The organism is Pantoea sp. FN0302, assembly GCF_050113775.1.
Taxonomy (GTDB): domain Bacteria; phylum Pseudomonadota; class Gammaproteobacteria; order Enterobacterales; family Enterobacteriaceae; genus Mixta; species Mixta alhagi.
This window is the reverse complement of the sequence record NZ_JBNJSM010000001.1, coordinates 585330-603730: the sequence shown is the minus strand read 5'-3', so window position 1 is coordinate 603730 and position 18401 is coordinate 585330. Positions and strand designations below refer to the sequence as shown.

Annotated in this window: 18 protein-coding genes; 3 read left to right on the top strand and 15 right to left on the bottom strand. The window is 44.3% G+C overall.

Annotated elements, in window-relative coordinates; translation table 11 throughout:
* Genes hisA through hisIE form a run of 3 tightly spaced genes read left to right on the top strand, consistent with a single transcriptional unit; the run spans position 1 to position 2104 of the window.
* Complete coding sequence (gene hisA / locus ACQE32_RS02705; RefSeq protein WP_427021305.1) at positions 1-738, top strand: 1-(5-phosphoribosyl)-5-[(5-phosphoribosylamino)methylideneamino]imidazole-4-carboxamide isomerase; 738 nt, start codon at positions 1-3, stop codon at positions 736-738.
* Positions 720-1496 (top strand): imidazole glycerol phosphate synthase subunit HisF, encoded by a 777-nt coding sequence (gene hisF / locus ACQE32_RS02700; RefSeq protein WP_427021304.1) that lies wholly within the window; start codon positions 720-722, stop codon positions 1494-1496. The genes hisA and hisF overlap by 19 nt, the downstream gene beginning before the upstream one ends.
* Positions 1490-2104 (top strand): bifunctional phosphoribosyl-AMP cyclohydrolase/phosphoribosyl-ATP diphosphatase HisIE, encoded by a 615-nt coding sequence (gene hisIE / locus ACQE32_RS02695; RefSeq protein WP_426980811.1) that lies wholly within the window; start codon positions 1490-1492, stop codon positions 2102-2104. Before hisF ends, hisIE begins: the two co-directional genes overlap by 7 nt.
* A gap of 42 nt (positions 2105-2146) precedes the next feature.
* Here the strand turns inward: hisIE and wzzB are convergent, their stop codons facing one another.
* The 15 genes from wzzB to pseC form a co-directional block, all read right to left on the bottom strand.
* The gene (wzzB, locus tag ACQE32_RS02690) at positions 2147-3157 is read right to left on the bottom strand and encodes an LPS O-antigen chain length determinant protein WzzB (RefSeq protein WP_427021303.1); all 1011 of its coding nucleotides are present in this window, start codon (positions 3155-3157) and stop codon (positions 2147-2149) included.
* Between the two features lie 139 nt (positions 3158-3296).
* Positions 3297-4703, bottom strand: a complete 1407-nt coding sequence (gene gndA, locus ACQE32_RS02685; RefSeq protein WP_426980809.1) for an NADP-dependent phosphogluconate dehydrogenase — start codon at positions 4701-4703, stop codon at positions 3297-3299.
* Between the two features lie 167 nt (positions 4704-4870).
* Entirely contained in the window at positions 4871-5284 is a 414-nt protein-coding gene (locus ACQE32_RS02680; RefSeq protein WP_427021302.1) for a WbuC family cupin fold metalloprotein, read from the bottom strand.
* Positions 5271-6485, bottom strand: a complete 1215-nt coding sequence (locus tag ACQE32_RS02675) for a glycosyltransferase family 4 protein (RefSeq protein ID WP_427021301.1) — start codon at positions 6483-6485, stop codon at positions 5271-5273. Before ACQE32_RS02675 ends, ACQE32_RS02680 begins: the two co-directional genes overlap by 14 nt.
* The gene (gene wecB / locus ACQE32_RS02670) at positions 6485-7615 is read right to left on the bottom strand and encodes a non-hydrolyzing UDP-N-acetylglucosamine 2-epimerase (protein WP_427021300.1); all 1131 of its coding nucleotides are present in this window, start codon (positions 7613-7615) and stop codon (positions 6485-6487) included. Before wecB ends, ACQE32_RS02675 begins: the two co-directional genes overlap by 1 nt.
* A 9-nt stretch (positions 7616-7624) precedes the next feature.
* Complete coding sequence (wbjC, locus tag ACQE32_RS02665) at positions 7625-8752, bottom strand: UDP-2-acetamido-2,6-beta-L-arabino-hexul-4-ose reductase (RefSeq protein WP_427021299.1); 1128 nt, start codon at positions 8750-8752, stop codon at positions 7625-7627.
* A gap of 3 nt (positions 8753-8755) precedes the next feature.
* Positions 8756-9799, bottom strand: a complete 1044-nt coding sequence (locus ACQE32_RS02660; protein WP_427021298.1) for a polysaccharide biosynthesis protein — start codon at positions 9797-9799, stop codon at positions 8756-8758.
* A gap of 21 nt (positions 9800-9820) precedes the next feature.
* Entirely contained in the window at positions 9821-10948 is a 1128-nt protein-coding gene (locus tag ACQE32_RS02655; protein ID WP_427021297.1) for a glycosyltransferase, read from the bottom strand.
* Positions 10923-12281, bottom strand: coding sequence for a hypothetical protein (locus ACQE32_RS02650; RefSeq protein WP_427021296.1), 1359 nt, complete (start codon positions 12279-12281; stop codon positions 10923-10925). Before ACQE32_RS02650 ends, ACQE32_RS02655 begins: the two co-directional genes overlap by 26 nt.
* The gene (locus ACQE32_RS02645) at positions 12272-13738 is read right to left on the bottom strand and encodes a hypothetical protein (protein WP_427021295.1); all 1467 of its coding nucleotides are present in this window, start codon (positions 13736-13738) and stop codon (positions 12272-12274) included. Before ACQE32_RS02645 ends, ACQE32_RS02650 begins: the two co-directional genes overlap by 10 nt.
* A complete protein-coding gene (gene pseI, locus ACQE32_RS02640) occupies positions 13738-14805 on the bottom strand; it encodes a pseudaminic acid synthase (RefSeq protein WP_427021294.1) in 1068 nt (355 codons plus the stop codon). Before pseI ends, ACQE32_RS02645 begins: the two co-directional genes overlap by 1 nt.
* An 11-nt stretch (positions 14806-14816) precedes the next feature.
* Positions 14817-15338, bottom strand: coding sequence for a UDP-4-amino-4,6-dideoxy-N-acetyl-beta-L-altrosamine N-acetyltransferase (gene pseH, locus ACQE32_RS02635; protein ID WP_427021293.1), 522 nt, complete (start codon positions 15336-15338; stop codon positions 14817-14819).
* Positions 15331-16434, bottom strand: a complete 1104-nt coding sequence (gene pseG, locus ACQE32_RS02630) for a UDP-2,4-diacetamido-2,4,6-trideoxy-beta-L-altropyranose hydrolase (protein ID WP_427021292.1) — start codon at positions 16432-16434, stop codon at positions 15331-15333. Before pseG ends, pseH begins: the two co-directional genes overlap by 8 nt.
* Positions 16416-17126: a pseudaminic acid cytidylyltransferase gene (gene pseF, locus ACQE32_RS02625; protein ID WP_427021291.1), complete on the bottom strand. Its 711-nt coding sequence runs from the start codon at positions 17124-17126 to the stop codon at positions 16416-16418. Before pseF ends, pseG begins: the two co-directional genes overlap by 19 nt.
* Positions 17123-18283: a UDP-4-amino-4,6-dideoxy-N-acetyl-beta-L-altrosamine transaminase gene (gene pseC / locus ACQE32_RS02620; RefSeq protein WP_427021290.1), complete on the bottom strand. Its 1161-nt coding sequence runs from the start codon at positions 18281-18283 to the stop codon at positions 17123-17125. Before pseC ends, pseF begins: the two co-directional genes overlap by 4 nt.
* Positions 18284-18401 lie beyond the last annotated feature (118 nt).

Genomic DNA, 18401 nt, shown 5'->3' with positions numbered 1-18401 from the left:
ATGATTATCCCGGCGTTAGATTTGATTGATGGCAAAGTGGTGCGTCTGCATCAGGGAGATTACGGCCAGCAGCGCGATTACGGAAGCGATCCGTTGCCGCGTTTGCAGGATTATCAGCACCAGGGCGCGCAGCTGCTGCACCTGGTCGATTTAACCGGCGCGAAGGATCCGGCGGCGCGCCAGCTTACGCTGTTAAAACAGTTGCTGGCGGGCGTTGAGGTACCGGTACAGGTCGGCGGCGGCATTCGCAGCCGTGATGATGTCGCTGCGCTGCTGGAGGCGGGTGCCTCGCGCGTCGTGGTGGGTTCGACGGCGGTGAAACAGCCGGAAGACGTGCAGCGCTGGTTCAGCGAATTTGGCCCGCAGGCCATTGTGCTGGCGCTGGATGTGCGTATTGACGCCGCTAACCGCAAAGAGGTGGCGATCAGCGGCTGGCAGGAAGCGGCTGGCGTCACCCTGGAACAGGTTATTGAGCAGTTTCTGCCTTTTGGGCTGCAACATGTGTTATGCACCGATATTTCACGCGACGGCACGCTGAGCGGCTCGAACGTCTCGCTCTATCAGGAAGTGTCCGCACGTTTCCCGCAGGTGGCTTTTCAGTCTTCCGGCGGCATCGGCTCGCTGGCTGATATCGCTGCCCTGCGCGGCAGCGGCGCGCAGGGCGTGATCGTTGGGCGTGCTTTGCTGGAAGATAAATTCACGGTTTCGGAGGCCATTACATGCTGGCAAAACGGATAATTCCCTGTCTTGATGTGCGCGATGGCCAGGTGGTTAAAGGCGTGCAGTTTCGCAATCACGAAATCATCGGCGACATTGTGCCGCTGGCGCAGCGCTATGCTGAGGAAGGCGCTGATGAACTGGTTTTTTACGATATCACCGCTTCCAGCGATGGCCGCGTGGTGGATAAAAGCTGGGTGGCGCGCGTAGCGGAAGTGATCGATATTCCGTTCTGCGTTGCCGGTGGCATTAAAAGCGCCGAAGACGCCGCACAAATTCTCTCATTTGGTGCCGACAAGATCTCAATTAACTCTCCGGCACTGGCCGATCCTGAACTGATTACACGGCTGGCGGACCGCTTTGGCGTGCAGTGCATGGTAGTGGGCATCGATACCTGGTATGACGAACAGAGCGGCAAATATCACGTTAATCAATATACCGGCGATGAAAAGCGCACCCGGGTGACCGGGTGGGAGACGCTGGAGTGGGTAGAGGAAGTACAAAAGCGCGGCGCTGGCGAAATCGTCCTGAACATGATGAACCAGGACGGCGTGCGTAACGGCTATGATATGGTTCAGCTACAAAAAGTGCGTGAGGTATGCAAAGTGCCGCTTATCGCCTCTGGCGGCGCAGGCACCATGACGCATTTTCTGGAAGCCTTTCGTGATGCTAACGTCGATGGTGCGCTGGCCGCTTCGGTATTTCATAAGCAGATTATCAATATCGGCGACCTGAAACGGTTTCTGATTGAACAAGGTGTGGAGATTCGCCCGTGTTAACAGAACAGCAGCTTTCCCAACTGGACTGGGAAAAAACCGGCGGCATGATGCCGGTGATAGTCCAACATCAGGTTTCCGGCGAAGTATTAATGCACGGCTATATGAACCCGGAAGCGCTGGAGAAAACCCTGCGCGAGCAGAAAGTCACCCTCTGGTCGCGCACCAAACAGCGCCTGTGGACCAAAGGCGAGACCTCTGGTCATTTCCTGAATGTGGTCAGCATCACGCCCGACTGCGATAACGATACGCTGCTGGTGCTGGCGAATCCCATTGGCCCCACCTGCCACCTTGGCACCACCAGCTGTTTCTCTCCTGCCGCCCCGGACTGGACATTTCTCTATCAGCTGGAACAGCTGCTGGCTGAACGCAAGCAGGCCGATCCCGACAGCTCTTACACCGCTAAGCTATACGCCAGCGGCACCAAGCGCATCGCACAAAAAGTGGGAGAAGAAGGCGTCGAGACCGCGCTGGCCGCTACGGTTAACGATCGTTATGAGCTAACCAACGAAGCCTCTGACCTGCTCTATCACCTGCTGGTGCTGTTACAGGATCAGAACCTCGACCTGAGCGCGATTATTAATAACCTGCGCGCGCGTCATAAGGCGTAAAACAAAAAACCGGCCTGCAGGCCGGTTTTTTTATCAGAAAGACTATTTACGCTGTCGGTAAGCTGAAGCCATATTGCGCCCCAGCACCACCGCCGAGCCGACAATCCCGCCTAACAGCACCGCCAGCACCAGCGTCAGGCCCTTTTTCGGGCTGTCGCGACGCATAGGTAAATCAGGTTCCATGATATAGCGGAACGACTGCAGGTTATCGACCTGGATTTTCAGATCCTTAATCAAGCGCAGCGCACGCTGGGTAGCATAATAACTATCGTCCAGCGGCAACGGCTTAGTCGCTTCGTTGGCAATTGATGAGGAGAGCGCCTTCGTCCCAAGCAGATAGAGCGTATCATCCGATAAGAATTCCGCCTGGGTCAGCTGCGATGAAGTAATACCGGCCCCTTCGGCTACTTTCAACGCCTGTTTTAATGCTTCGATACGCTGCTGTTTTTTATCTTCCGCCACCTTCATCTGCGAAGTCAGCGAGTCAGTTAACTCGCGGGTTTTAACAGCCATATTACGCTTGATATCGTTGCCGTAATCATCTACCACTTCGCTATTCACCAGCTTTATAAAATGCGTTACCTGCGCCTGAGCCTCTTTCGCGGTCTGCGCGGTAAACTTAACGCTTAACGGGTCATTCTGGCCTGCGTTAACCGGGCCGACTTTTAAATCCAGCGGCGCATCCAGGTTCTGCAGCGCGCCGGAAAGCGCAGTGATAGAAGCGTTAAAGCGGTTAAACAGCTGACGCTGAAGATCCGCAACGCCAGGTTTATCCTGAGGATACTGGGAATAGAGCACGTTAAGCGCGGCGTTATAGTTTGCTACCTGGCCCGCGCTGGGCTGAGTAATGATCGCTTCTGATGTCCATTTCTCTTTCGCAAAAAAGAGATACGCGATCGCCAGTAACAGAAACAGAATCACGGTGGCGATAATGATCTTTTTACCATTCCACAGCTGAGCCACAACATCCAGCAGGTCAAGCTCATCATCATTATTGTAAAAGGTCTGACGAAGTAAAGACTGATCCGTAGTTGTCTTATTTTCTTGGTTCATGTTTCTGGTATGCCCAACTTATTAAATGAAAAGCGGAATGATAAACGCCAGGAAGAAAACAATAGCAAAAGGAACGGTAAAGAGTTATCTGAAATCAATAAAAAACCTCCCAATGGGAGGTTTTTTAGGCAAAACGGAATTAGTCCAGCCATTCAGTATGGAACACGCCGTCTTTGTCGATACGTTTGTAGGTATGTGCACCAAAGTAGTCACGCTGCGCCTGGATCAGGTTCGCCGGCAATACTGCAGAGCGATAGCTGTCATAGTAGGCAATAGCGGCTGAGAAGGTTGGCGTTGGGATACCGTTCTGCACCGCATAAGCGACCACGTCGCGCAGTGCCTGCTGATATTCATCAGCGATATTTTTGAAGTAAGGCGCCAGCAGCAGGTTCGCGATGTCCGGAGTATCTTTATAGGCATCGGTAATCTTCTGCAGGAACTGCGCACGGATGATGCAGCCAGCACGGAAGATTTTCGCGATTTCGCCGTAGTTCAGATCCCAGTTGTTTTCATCAGACGCGGCTTTCAGCTGAGAGAAGCCTTGCGCATAAGAGACGATTTTGCCCAGATAAAGCGCACGACGCACCTTCTCAACGAACTCAGCTTTATCGCCGCTGAACGCCTGGGCAGTCGGGCCGCTCAGAACTTTAGAGGCAGCAACGCGTTGGTTTTTCAGCGAGGAGAGGTAACGTGCGAATACAGACTCGGTGATCAGAGAGAGCGGCTCGCCCAGATCCAGCGAGCTCTGGCTGGTCCATTTACCGGTGCCTTTGTTCGCGGCTTCATCCAGGATTACATCAACCAGGTAGTTACCCTCTTCATCTTTTTTGGTGAAGATATCTTTGGTAATGTCGATCAGGTAGCTGCTCAGCTCGCCTTCGTTCCATTCGCTGAAGGTTTTCGCCAGGTCTTCGTTGCTCAGGCCCAGCGCATTTTTCAGCAGGGAGTAAGCTTCGGCAATAAGCTGCATATCGCCATATTCGATGCCGTTATGCACCATTTTCACATAATGACCTGCACCGTCCGGACCGATATAGGTTACGCAAGGCTCGCCTTCAGCACGTGCAGCGATTTTATCCAGAATCGGCGCAACCAGTTCGTAAGCTTCTTTCTGACCGCCAGGCATAATGGAAGGCCCTTTCAGCGCGCCCTCTTCGCCACCGGACACGCCGGTACCGATAAAGTTAAAGCCTTGCTCAGAAAGTTCTTTGTTACGACGAATGGTGTCTTTATAGAAGGTGTTACCGCCATCGATCAGAATGTCGCCTTTATCCAGATGCGGAGTCAGTGAAGCGATAGTTTTGTCGGTCGCTTCGCCCGCCTGCACCATCAGCAGGATACGACGCGGTTTTTCCAGCGAGTCAACGAACTCTTCAATGCTGTAGTAAGGCGCGAGTTTTTTGCCCGGGTTTTCGGCGATAACTTCATCTGTTTTTTCACGAGAACGGTTAAAGATGGATACAGTGTAGCCGCGGCTCTCAATGTTGAGTGCCAGGTTACGGCCCATCACCGCCATACCTACAACGCCGATCTGTTGCTTGGACATTATTTACTCCTGTCAGGTGTGTTCACTGCGATTCAGCAGCTTAAAGTATTCGCGATATTAACCCACTATTAGCGCCGGATAATAGCGATTGGTGCGATATCCTATATGACTGTTCAAACGCTAAACAGGTTAATTCTTAAAATAATTGCATTAATTGCTTAAACATATCAAACAGCCTGCCATTTCGGAAAGGCCTTAGCAAATTCAGGGTTGAACGGACCCTCTTTAATTTCCATCATTAATGCCTGTTCAGAAATACATTCCACGCTGTGAATATCACCCGGCTGGAATTCAACCACCGAAACGGGTAATTCAGGCCCCGCGATAAAATCGTTAACCACGTTTCCCTGTTTGTCATACAGTTTTATTCTTAGCTGCCCGCGCATAACAATAAACATTTCCCACTGGTTCGCCAGTTCATGGTAATGCGGCTCAACAAAACTGCCTTCTACCAGTGCGATCAGCAAACGCTGCACCGTCTCGCTATGAGATTTATGTAACAGAAGATGTGAACGTTTACGTTCCGACCTTTCTGCTTCCTGATATAAATCCATTATCATTTTCTTATCAAACAGACGCATGATAATCCTCAAAACTTTTTTCAATTAATTGCGCGACGGAGGTAACAGAAAATTCTTCGCACAATAATGTATAGGCGCTGCGCCCCATTTTTCTGCGCAAGTTAATATCATGATAAAGCGCTTTAGCCGATGAAAGCAGTTTCTCATCTTCGCCATTAATATGAATAAATCCGGCGTTATGTTGATTGATAATATCCTGCAGATCGTTACCCTGATTAACGCTGCCCAAAATGGGTAATGACTCAACCATATAGCCCAATAATTTACCCGGGAAATTATGCGCCGTATGTTGCGCAGAAAGCGAAAACAGACCAATATCAACATCGGCAAGAATATGTCGAAACTCATCCTGACTGACCGAAGATAAATAACTGAAGTTATTTAGCCCCCATTGCTGCGCCAGCTGATTAATTAATTGAACTTCATCGCCCTGGCCAATAAAAAGAAAATGGGCCTTTTCTTCCTGCTGCATACTGCGAGCCAGGCGCATTAAATTCGCCATATCCTGCGCGTGACCGATATTGCCGCCGTAGAAATAGATGACTTTATCCTGCAATCCTAGCCGCTGCCGCACAGAGAGGTAGTCCGCGCTCGCTTTTTTAACCGGCTGCAAATCTGCCCAGTTGCGTAACACCTCGCAGGGGTAGTTTGGGTGCAGTGAGCGAAACAGCTGCAGATTTTTATCAGACATCAGACCGATGCGTGTCGCCTGGCGGTAAGCGTCGCGCTCAAAATAACGAAAATATTTTGCGATCGGCGACCTTTCTTTCATTATGCCGGCATCTATTACCCATTGCGGGAAAAGATCGCGTAGCACTAAATAGGCCGGGCAGCGGCAGCGCTGCTTAATATGCTTCACCAAACGCCCCCAAAATATAGACGGCGAATAGTAGATAATGCCATCAAAGGTTTCTGGTTTAACCAGATGACTTATTGCACCCCACGCTCGGTATGAAAGCAGCGTTTCATTACTGGCGCGGCAGATTTTTCCCACATCTTTAATGGGTCCGCTTTTAAAACGCCACACAGTAATGCCGTCGATCTCATCAAACGATAACGCGGCTTTTTGGCGAAAATCAGGTGTAATAACCGTAATGCGATGTCCACGAAGACGAAGCTCAACGGCTAACTCGTGGAACATCTTTGCCCCAACACGCGTACTATGGGGTAAATAATCATCAATGATTAAAACCAGATTCATTAATACTGTTTCCAGACAACCCGCTTAATATAGTCAGTATAGGAATGCACAATCCTGACCACTTTGTCAGAGACATTCGGCATACTGTAATCCGCTACCTGACGTAAAAGACGCTCTTCACCCCGTGGCTGTGACGCGAGAATATCCAGCGCCTGCAGTACGCGGTTGGTTTCCAGTCCGACCATCATTACCGAGGCTTCTTCAAACCCTTCCGGACGCTCATGCGCTTCACGGATATTCAGCGCCGGGAAGTTCATGATAGAAGATTCTTCCGTGATGGTGCCGCTATCAGAAAGCACTGCGCGGGCATTTTTCTGCAGATGGTTATAGTCGTGGAACCCTAACGGTTTCAGCAACTGAATATTGGCATGGAAAGTAATGCCATTTTCTTCAATGCGGTGACGAGTTCGCGGGTGTGTGGAGACGATAACCGGCAGGTTATATTGTTCAGCTACCGTATTCAATGTCTCCGCCAGTTTGGCCAGCTGTTTCGGCGAATCAACGTTTTCTTCGCGGTGAGCACTAACCACAAAGAACTCACCTGCAGTAAGATTTAAACGGGTAAGCACGTCAGAAGCATCAATCTGCGGCATATAATGCGTTAGCACTTCATACATCGGGCTGCCGGTTTTGATAATCCTGTCGGCAGGCAAACCTTCAGCTAACAGATAATCGCGCGCGATATCGCTGTAGGTCAGATTAACATCCGCGGTATGGTCAACAATACGTCGGTTGGTTTCTTCTGGCACCCGTTGATCAAAACAACGGTTTCCAGCTTCCATATGAAAAACAGGAATTTTACGGCGTTTAGCCGGTAAAGCAGAGATACAGGAGTTAGTATCCCCCAATACCAGCATCGCTTCAGGCTGAACACTAGCTAAAACTTCATCAACCTTAATAATAACCTGACCGATCGTTTCCGCAGCGCTTTTACCAGCGGCATTCAAAAAGAAATCAGGTTTTCGTACGCCCAGATCGTTAAAAAAGACTTCATTTAATTCGTAATCGTAATTTTGACCGGTATGTACAATGATATGATCACAGTAGAGATCAAGCTTTGCCAGAACGCGAGACAGACGAATAATTTCAGGCCGGGTGCCGACGACGGAAACGATTTTTAATTTTTTCATAAACATCTCTTATAACGTGCTGGCAATAGTATCAGGATTGTTTCTGTCGAAATTTTCATTTGCCCAAACTAGAGCAACTAGCTCTTCTTCACCAATGTTAGTCACATCATGTGACCAACCGGGAATCGTTTCGACAATTTCGGTTCTAGCTTCGCTTGTTACCAGCTCATAACTTTCATTTGTGAGCATGTGACGAAACCTAAACCGTGCAGTCCCTTTTATTACCAGGAACTTTTCAGTTTTAGTATGATGATAATGCCCACCACGTGTTACGCCGGGATGAGCAGTAAAATAGGAAAACTGGCCAGAATCCCGGGTTTTGATTACCTCCACAAATGACCCACGCGGGTCTTTATATTCCGGTATTGAATATGAAAAATCTTTGGTCGGAATATAACTAATAAAGGTAGAATATAAGGCGCGAGTCAAACCAGAGCCTACCCTATCCATTATTAGGCTATCGCGACTTGTTTTAAACCCTTGAATAGCAGTGGCTAACTGACCTACCGTAATTTCGTATACAGGCGTAACTTTCAGGAAATTGTCATCGCCCACGGTACTGGCGTCATCATTTAACAGTTTAGAAAAGACATTGATAACATCATCGATATAAACCAGCGAGATAGCATAATCGGGATTATCAATATTAATTGGTAAGTTATGCGCAACGTTATAACAAAAGGTCGCTACAACCGAATTATAATTAGGTCGAGCCCATTTACCAAATACTCCCGGCAAACGGCATATATAGATTGGGATATCGTAATCTCTGGCTATTTTGACCACATAATCTTCAGCGATACGCTTGCTGTTACCATAGGGCGTATCTTTAGCAGCATGGATAGAGGAAGTTAACAGAAGAGGTATTTTTCGACCTGAAGTTCTGGCAACTGAAGCAATTCCGTCACAAAGAATACGCGTTAGCTCCGAATTACCATCAATAAACTCATCTGGATTTTGCGGGCGATTGACACCCGCAAGGTGATAAACAAAATCCACGCCCTGTAACAGTAACGGCAGCTCATGTTTTTCGTTGCGGCGAGTAAAACTGACAACCTCAACGCTGCTGTACTCTGCCAAACGTAAACAAAGATTTTTCCCTATGAAGCCATCAGCACCTGTGATCAGGACTTTCACTGCTTACTCCTCCGGATCGGCATGTTCGCCACATGCAATTTTCTTCATAAAGTTAAGCTTAAGCAGAAGTTTTTTCATGCCTTCAACGTCGAGACGATGAGTATTATGAGAATTGTACTCTTCTCCACATAATGCTTCCGTTAAACGCTGCTCGCCCTGTTCAACGTATTTTGCATAGTTGAGATCGCGCGAATCTGCCGGTACGCGGAAGTAATCTCCCATATCTTCTGCGCAGGCACGCTCTTCTTTGCCTAACAGGGATTCATACAGTTTCTCACCATGTCGAGAGCCGATAATATTGATTTGATGGTCAGGCTTGTTCATCAATTCAAGCAACGCCTTAGCCAAGGTCTCAACCGTGGCTGCTGGAGCTTTCTGCACAAAAATATCGCCATTCTTACCATGTTCAAATGCATAAAGAACCAAATCGACAGCGTCTGAAAGGGTCATCATAAAGCGCGTCATAGTCGGTTCGGTAATGGTGATCGGCTTATCTTCCTGAATTTGCCGAACAAAGAGCGGAATCACAGAGCCACGCGACGCCATGACATTACCGTAACGAGTCCCACAAATCACGGTTTCGGTGCCTTCCAGATTACGGCTGGCGGCCACCATGACTTTTTCCATCATTGCTTTACTGATGCCCATGGCGTTAATGGGATAGACGGCTTTATCAGTACTCAGACAAATTACACGTTTAACCCCAGCAGCAATAGCACAGTTAAGCACATTTTCCGTGCCCAGCACGTTGGTGCGTACCGCCTGCATCGGGTGGAACTCGCATGAAGGCACCTGTTTTAGCGCCGCCGCATGAAACACATAATCCACGCCGCGCATAGCAGCAGCAATGCTGTTTTCATCACGGACATCACCCAAATAAAATTTAAGCTTGCCGTTGTTATATTTCTTGCGCATATCGTCTTGTTTTTTTTCATCTCGACTAAATATGCGAATCTCGCCAATATCCGTATCCAAAAAACGATTTAAAACAGCATTACCAAACGACCCGGTCCCACCGGTAATTAAAAGAGTCTTACCTTTAAACATGACTATCTCCTAAAAAAACTACTAATTACCAGCTATAAGATATTGAAGGTATTGTTTTGCTCGCTCTTTAGCATTAGGAAAGCCCAATGCGTGCTGGCGAGCCTCATCCAGAATCTGAATACTTTCTGGGGAATCTCGATTTCTTAAAAAATAATTGGCAATTTTATTTGCTGCATCTTCCGCATTTAATGGATCGAAATATATTGCGTAATCTTTACATATATCATGATTAAATGGGCGATCGGAGGCAAAGAGAGGCTTGCTCATAACCATGGCTTCCAGAGGGGTGGCAGAAAAACACTCTAAAAGGCTTGGGAAGATAATAGCATCCATTGATTTATAAAAAGATGGACACTGCGCAATGCTTAAAACCCCAATGTTTGTTACATTTTTTTTAAATTCATCCGAACAAGCCTGCCATTCATCTTCATTGAAAGTCACATAACACTCAGCTTCTATATTATGTTTCTCTAACAAGTTGCTAACTATAGCAGGAAATAATTGGGTATTTTTATGCTTATAATTCCTTCCAACAAATCCAAGCTTGATTTTATTTTCATTATAATTTATAGGTAATTCTTTCCATTTTGTTTCATCAAAATAGATAGAGTTGATACAATTATAAATTATATTTATATTATTGGTTCCAGCAATGCCTTTTTCTTGCAAACCCTTCGCAACATGTTCAAGTTCAACAATAACAAGATCGCTTTTGCGGAAAAAAAAAGACTGAGTCGTAAATTTGAGCCGAGTTGTGATTCGTCTCCAAAATGACAAACCTTTAGAGATTTCATTATTTGGATAAATGATCCATGGCTGTGCAAACCCTACAATATTAAAGTTTTTGCTAAATAGGCTATATAGAGGACCAAAAATGGTAAAAACCCGATCGAAACTTCTTGTTTTTGCAATCGCCGGAGAAAATATGGCTTTTAACCCATAGGTATCGACAACTTCATATTCAGGCAGTGAAGAAAGGTCACACTCCAATGATTTAAGATTGGCATCAACTTCTGTTGAGGCCCAAACGGTGAGAGTTGCTGGCAAATCTGCGAATAGACTTAGTTCACTTATAACGGATGTTGCCACCTGAACGCCACCGCCGACATGTAAATTGCTGGCATTAAGCAGCATGCGTTGATGTTTCAAGCGATTTATTCCTGTAGGTAGACTTACAAAGCATTATATAAAAAACAATTGCAAGGACAGTTAATATACCACCTGTGAATGCGGTGAACATAATAACATACCATATCAAAAAAACAGTAAAAGATAACTTGAAAAGAAGGAACCCCATAATAAAATTTCGTTGGGAATTATAGATCACCATTCTGGCCTGCAAAAAACCCAGTAAACTAGAGACTATTGTTTGTAGGATCAACGTCGGTATGATACCTAATGTCAACAGTTGAAGCGCGGGAGCAAATCCTGAAAGCTCTGTACCAGTATTCATATAATGGATGTAAGTAGCAACAGGTAGATATTTAAAAGAGATATATTCTTTACCATTTGCAAAGCCATCACATCCGATAAAACAACTTATATTTAAATCAATTAAACCAGGAAAGTTTCCATTAAACGCACTCCACATAAGTTGCCCCTGTAAGGCGGCCCTAACAAATATAAACGAACCATCACGCCCTTGCATTACATATGATAAAACAATTATACATATAAGTATTGCACATAAAAAAACAACTAATAATAAATATCTGATATTAAATTTAAGATTATTAACAAAAGATGGCAGAAGCGACATAAAGACAGTGATATAAATTATAAATGCACTAAACTTTTGACCTAATATTAAAATTGTGGTTATGATATAAAGCCCAACGAATAGAAGCGCTTTGTGGTATCTTTTTTTACTTTGCTTTTTATAAAGACAGTAGAATACTACAAAATAAAAACTTTGCATTACTAAAGTCGGGAAAAAACTTAATCCTGTGGATTTCATTGACTCCCAAAACTCTACCCTGTTTACACCTTTAAGTACGGGTCCTGAATAAACAAGGAGAATAAAAAGCCCTAAAATCAATACAACGGTAATGACAATTAATAATGCTGCGCTAACTATTTTCAGTGATAATCGAGGAACATATTTATTATAACTTTTCTTCAACGTTAATTCAAAACTGCTCTTTGATATACCCAGCGAGAATATAAAAAAAGAGAGCATAATAAAAGCAGAACCGTTACCATCCCCCACCTTATTAATTTCTATCATATGCACACCTGAGGTAATCATTAAAAGGCTGATGCACATACCGATGTGATAATAAAATGTCATCCCACTAGTAAAAAGAAAGGCAGGTGAAGACTTATAGCAATAGATTACTAATAAAACAAGAGACAATGGAATAATTATAGATTCCAATGCTATAGCTTCGCTAAAGAATCCCATATTTTCCATATAGCCCATAATAAAAAAAATCACAGGCAATGGAAGTATTAAAAATAAGTTTGAAATCTTTATAGCCATAATTTTTTATTCTTAATAGCGTCAAGGTCAGAAAAGATGATTTCTTTAATTACTTTATTATATATCTCTTCAGCTTTTCTCCGTGCATTTTCGTCTTTAAGCATTAGATTTAATGACCCAGGATATGTCGCTAAGTAACAAGCAGCCAAGAAATCTAAGGTGTACTTTTTAGAAACAATGACTTCGTCCTTTAAGTTTTCATTTAATATATTAAATAAATCTGCAGGGGATTTAATTTTAACAACATTCCTATGGAAATTATAAAAAACCTCTCCATAAAGGAAAACCTTTTTCCCTAAAAGCAGAGCTTCATAACCCACTGTGCTAGTTAAAGTGATAACTGCTCGCGATCTTTTAATTAGCTGTTTCGTTGCCTCATTTGGCGAAAGAACTCTAACATTAGGAAGCTTTTTAAGTTTTTTATAGAACTCTATGGAGGGATATCCCCAGGCGCTCATATGATCTTTTACATAGAGCTTCATCCCTTCCGGAAGATTGAACGCAATATTTCTTATAACTTCATACTCATCTAAATAAGTCCCTGCAAGGATGGAGGTTGAAGATTCAGGATGAAAATGCATAGGGTAAAGTAAAAAAGATTCGTTACATCTGCTTTCATCATAATACTTCTTAAGGCGCTTAGTTTTTATTTTCCTCATCAGATTGCGGCTAAAAAGGTTCATATATGTTTTTACAGGATTTCCGGCCTGAAAAGAATAGTAACTTTCATCTTTTCGATGTTTTATTAATCTTAAGAATAATTTTATTTTTTCTGTATTAAAGTAGCGGCTCACGATCTTAACATTATCAAGACCGTTTATTTTCATATAGTCAGGCACTATATTTTCGATATTAGCTAGATAATTTTCAGCCCAATCCTTAACAGTGTCAGGGACCAAAACCTCACTGTTTTTTATAGCTGAAAAAAATAAAGAAGTTCGTGAATCATTAAGGGGATCGGAAGAAATTGAAAAGCGACCTGGAAGCCTTGAACCACCTATTCCGATATAACGTTTCCCTTTTCTTTGTGCGACTAACCATGCCAAATGAGAGAATGTATTTGAAACATTCTCGTAAAGAACGATATCTATTTTTCTTTCATCAAATATTTTTTCCCAAAAGGTTAGCAAAGCGCTTTTTAACCTATTAAAATATTCATCATCTTTTTCACCCCAGATACGATAAACCTGAGCACGCTCATAATCTGATAACAACGTACTATTCAGGTTGTACTCAGAGTAACGTGCCAATATATCGTGATCTGTTTTATGAGAACGAAAGAAGCTTGAAAACTCATAAACAGGAAAGCCGAGGGCGTTTATCTTATTATTTTCCCTAGATATTTCGCTATCTACAGCAACAGTAACTTCGGCTCCATCTTTATGGATCAATTGGGCCAAATGATTGAAAAAATAAAAGTAGTTAGGTGCATTATTTGATAAAAGTAAAACATTCATTAGAGCTTGAACTCATTTATTGATTCTACAGTAACAGGCGTATTTGCCTTGATATTGCTTTTCACTGACTTGCCGATAATCTGATCAAAATATTTTGGAGGCAAACCAAAGCCTGGACGCACGCTGCGAATCGAAGCCGTTGTTATTACATCCCCACAGGCCATATCTTTCACAAAATAGAGTGAGCGGCGGAATTTAACATTTCCCTGCTCGCTCGATTTTCGCCCATAGTCTACCTGACCTAAAGCAGCCCATGCGGTTTTCGCGCCATCACAAAGGGCTTTCATCTCTGGTGGTTCAAGTGAGAAGCTGTCATCAGGTCCACCGCCAGCACGGTTCAGTGTAAAATGCTTTTCAATGATTGCAGCTCCTAACGCTACGCTGGTAATAGCGGTGGTATTGTCAATGGTATGATCCGATAGCCCCGTTACCAGGCCAAAGCGGTCCATCATATCTTTAACGGTTCGCAAGTTATAATCTTCAGCTGGGGCGGGGTAGCCGCTAACACAATGTAAAATAGCCAGCTCTTTACATCCACCCGCTTTGGCCGCCTCAATGGCTTCCTGTATCTCTTCCGCATCCGCCATGCCCGTTGAAATGATCATTGGCTTACCCGTGCTGGCTACATAGCGAATCAAAGGGAGATCAATAGCTTCAAATGAGGCTATTTTATACGCAGGTGCGTTAAGATCCTCTAATAAATCAACAGCGGTATTATCAAACGGAGAGCTGAAAATAGTAATATCTTGCTTGCGGGCATGCTCAAAAAGAACACTATGCCATTCCCAGGGCATTGCAGCTTCTTTATATAAATTATAGAGAGTTTTACCGTTCCACAGGCCACCGTGTATCTGGAAATCTTCGCTATCACTATTCAGCGTAATGGTATCTGCTGTATAGGTTTGTAACTTTATAGCGTCCGCGCCAGCAATCTTTGCTTCTTCAATCAGACGCAAAGCATTTTCGATTTTTCCGTTATGATTGGCCGATAATTCAGCAATGATATAAGGTGGCTCATCTACTGCAATTCGACGACCCGCAATGTTTAAAAATGGAAACTTGCTCATTACCTTGTTCCTTAATTACCAATCCAGTCTGTTCTTAATAATCCAAAACACATCACGTCGTGATAAGCCTGGCCATCATAATGCTGTTCCCGCAGTATTCCTTCCAGCTTAAAACCCAGCTGTTGGTGATAACGTAAGGATCGTTGGTTAAAACCTAGCACCTGCCCACATATTTTATGAATATTCAGATGTTGAAAAGCATACGGCATAATCGCTTTTGCCATTCTCTTTCCGGTTCCTTTAGGTGCAGCAGGATCGGTGTAAAAACCCCATTCGCTTATACCGCTGTCTTCCTGGCAAGCCAGCTGTACAAACCCTCTCGCTTCGCCTTCATCTTCGTAGATGAGGAGATGACGGTTTGGATCGACAGACGCTTTTTCAAACCAGGTTTTATGGGTTTCAAGGCTAATCAGTTCGGTTGAAAACATCATCAAGCGAATATGGTCATGATTACGCCATGCCAGAACCATTTCCAAATCAGACAAAGCCATTTTACGCAGGCGTTGGCTTTTTAAGTTATCTTGCTTACCCATTGTTTTCACTCATTGCTTTAATGACTCTACGGACGCCAGCCCCATCCGTAATATCCGCACATATTCGCGCCATATGAGGTAAAGTCTTTTTATCGGATATAAGTTCATCAAGTAAAGAAGGTATGGCGACGCTAATTTGCTGAGGATGCCAGATAACTACGCACGCTTTTTGCTCTTCAAGATGTTTGGCAATGACATATTGATTATCAGCAATAACAATCATAATCGTCGGTAGGCCTAACGCACACCGCTCCCATGCCGTAGAGCCCGCCGCGCCGATCGCTAAATCGCTTTCGGCCATTAAATTGGCCATATCATTCACGCCAACTAATACGTTAGTTTTCCAGGGCAATTGTTCAGCGGCTTGTTTAACCTGAGCGATACCTGGCGCCGAAGCACCCATCACGACATTGATATGGCAAGATAATGGCAAGTTACTATGCATTAACGCGTTAAGCACCTGGCCGGTAATATTATCCTTATCCACTCCGCCTAAAGTAATCAGGACAGATTCACATTTTCCGTTTTTACGCTTTGCCAGACTCGCTTCTCGCTGTAGCGAAAATTCAGGTCGCAGTAACGCATACTGCGGTCCATAAAGTCTCTGACAATGTGTAGGAACAAGCGACTGATAATCTTCATCGCTACGTCCAAGATTCTGATCAAGTAAGAGCTCGCATTGATGTTTTCGGTTAGCTAAATCGTCAATCACCATCAGATTAGTGACCGCTTTTTTTATCAACAGCTCCCAATTTTCATCCAGCGCATAGTGATCAACTATTAACCAGTCAGGTTTACTTTCGTTTATTATTGCTAACGTTTCTATTGCATCCTGCTGCTGACTACAGCCAAGCCACCGCGCATAGTCTTCTTTTCCCTGGCTAACGGCAGAATTAGCTATAGGCAATAGATGGCAGGTAAAGCCTGTTGCTTCAATATGGCTAGCGATATTACCTTCATGTGCCCGGGTAATAAACTGACATTTCGCGCCTAACGAAGCAAGCGCGTTTGCTAATGTCAAACAGCGCATGACATGTCCAGTGCCTATATTTAGAGAAGCGTCCGTGCGGAAAAAGACTATTTTTCCTTTGAACATTTCCTATTACCCTTTAATAAATAATAGAGCTGCTCAGCACATTCCCAATCTTCAGGCGTATCAATATCCTGAACGCGCTTGCGCGGTAAAATTACCGGTGCTGCACGGCTCAAGAAAATAGGTTTTTGTGATAACCATGCTTCCGTGGTGCCCCAATAAAACTGCCCTGCATCGTGCCAGGCTTCTGTAAGATCCTGAGATCGCGTACTGTAAAGCTCAGGATAAAACATTGCGATCTCTCCACTTGATTCAATTTTTATTGCGCGCTGAACAGGAAAAGCGTAACTGGTTACTGAGAAAGCATAATCAGTCTTTTTTTGCTGTAGTAGCTCCAGTCCAGCCTCTAAATCTTCAGATTGGATAAAAGGAGCCGTGGCATAAATACAGCAGGCTGAAGATACTTCATGCCCCTGCTGAATCAACCAATCAACCGCATGTGCAATAACCGGAACGGTGCCGGTAAAATCATCAGAAAGTTCATCGGGACGCATAAAAGGCACCTTCGCTCCGTAACGAACGGCCGTATCAGCGATTTCGTTATCGTCAGTAGAAACCAGAATCAAGTCGAAAAGTTTGCTTTCTGCTGCGATTTTAATGGAATGCGCAATCATTGGCATCCCACAAAAGTCCCGGATATTTTTTCGGGGGATACGCTTGCTTCCCCCTCGTGCCGGTATTATCGCTACTTTCATTGCTGCAGCGCCGCTCTAAGAACATCCACAACTTCATTTTGCTGGGCATCAGTCATAGTAGGATACATTGGTATGCTAATGGCTTCCTGATAGTACTTTTCTGCTTCAGGGAAATCTCCCGCTTTAAAACCCATTTTTTCGTAATAGGGTTGAGTGTGTATGGGAATATAATGTAGATTAACAATAATATCCTTGCTTCGCATATAATTAAATACGTCTAAATGTGTCGTCTTAATTTTATCCAATTGTAAGCGTATAACATACAGATGCAAACCAGAATAACTATCAGGATGTTGCCAAGGCAAAGTAATCGGCAAATCGGATAATAGATTATTATAACTGGCGGCGATTTCATGACGGCGAGCCACATATTCACTCAGGCGGGTCATTTGGCTTACACCCAAAGCAGCCTGAATATCTGTCATGCGATAATTATAACCCAACGCGACTTGCTGATAATACCAAGGTCCGTCCATTGGTTTAGTCATTAGTTCAGGATCTCGCGTAATACCATGGCTACGTAGCAAACCGAGTTGTGTGGCCAATTGGTCATCATTGGTCACCGCCATCCCACCCTCTGCAGTTGTGATAATCTTGACTGGATGAAAACTAAAAATAGTAATGTCACTGTAACGGCAATTCCCAACTGGTTCATCACGGTAACGTCCGCCGATAGCGTGAGAAGCATCTTCAATGATGCGGAAACCATAACGATCGGAAAGAGATTTAATAGCACGCATATCACAAGGTTGTCCGCAAAGATGTACCGGGACTACAACCTTAGGAAGACGGCCTTCTTTTTCTGCTTTTATTAGTTTTTTTTCTAATTCTTGTGGGCAAAGATTATAAGTACGCGGATCGATATCCACAAAATCAACTTTAGCTCCGCAATATAAGGCGCAGTTAGCAGAAGCAACAAAGGTGTTTGGTGTTGTCCATAGCCAGTCACCTTCCCCTAGTCCTAAAGCAAGACAAGCAATATGAAGCGCGGAGGTGGCGCTGTTTACAGCAAAAGCATGTTTAGCACCACAGTATGCTAGTACGGACTCTTCAAAACGCGTTATAGCGGGCCCCTGCGTCAAATTTACTGAGTGTAAAACCTCAACGACTGCATCTATATCGGCTTGTGTAATATCTTGTTGACCATATCTAATCATATAGAAACCTAATATTTTAAATTTATTGAATCCCTTAGACGCACAGATTAAAGTTTAAATATCTTACAAAGTATCAAACTTCTTGCTGAGCGTTACTGTCTTTTAACACAAGAATTTG